This window comes from Paraliomyxa miuraensis (assembly GCF_026337845.1).
Lineage (GTDB): Bacteria > Myxococcota_A > Polyangia > Nannocystales > Nannocystaceae > Paraliomyxa > Paraliomyxa miuraensis.
On the sequence record NZ_JAOVZF010000076.1, the window covers coordinates 1 to 617 of the forward strand.

1 protein-coding gene is annotated in these 617 nt (G+C 65.2%); it reads left to right on the top strand.

The genetic code is table 11. From position 1 onward, the window contains the following. Positions 1-52 precede the first annotated feature (52 nt). Positions 53-436 (top strand): IS66 family insertion sequence element accessory protein TnpB, encoded by a 384-nt coding sequence (gene tnpB / locus OEB96_RS00335; RefSeq protein WP_266213378.1) that lies wholly within the window; start codon positions 53-55, stop codon positions 434-436. Positions 437-617: the final 181 nt, after the last annotated feature.

Genomic DNA, 617 nt, shown 5'->3' on the forward strand with positions numbered 1-617 from the left:
CTGGTGCCGTGGATGTCGAGCGGCTCCGCGAAGTGCTCGAGGTGGTGGGCTCATGCTGACGCTGCCGTCGGGAGCCCGGATGTTCATGGCCACGCAGCCCGTGGATCTGCGACGGAGCTACGACGGCCTGTGTGCCATCGTCGAGGGGACCTTCGGGCGCTCGGCTCGCTCGGGGGACCTGTTCGTCTTCATCAATCGCCGGGCCAACCAAGTCCGAATTCTCTTCTGGGATCGCGACGGCTACTGCATCGTGATGAAGCGGCTCGAGGCTGGAACGTTCCGCCGGCTCGAGGGACGCGATGGTGAGGATCACATCGAGATCGATGCGGGCGAGCTCGCGATGCTGCTCGAAGGAATCGATGCTCCGGTGATCAAGCGCCGCAAGAGGTATCGGATGCTCGCGCCAGCAACGAACGAGCACGTGGTCGCGAGATAGAGCTTGCGTTCGAGATCGCGCGTGGTACTGACCATGAGGTGACGAGCTCGCCAGGAGCCTCGAAGTCGGGCCGAGCGTCGAGCGATGACGATGCTCGGGGACGACTCGCGGAGCTCCTGGCGAGAGGAGATGCGGGGGCGGTGCTGGCCTTGTTCGACGAGCTGGCGACGCGGCACGACGA

Excerpts from the sequence above, each read along its gene's own strand:
- tnpB (WP_266213378.1), top strand. The coding sequence starts at position 53 with ATGCTGACGCTGCCGTCGGGAGCCCGGATGTTCATGGCCACGCAGCCC.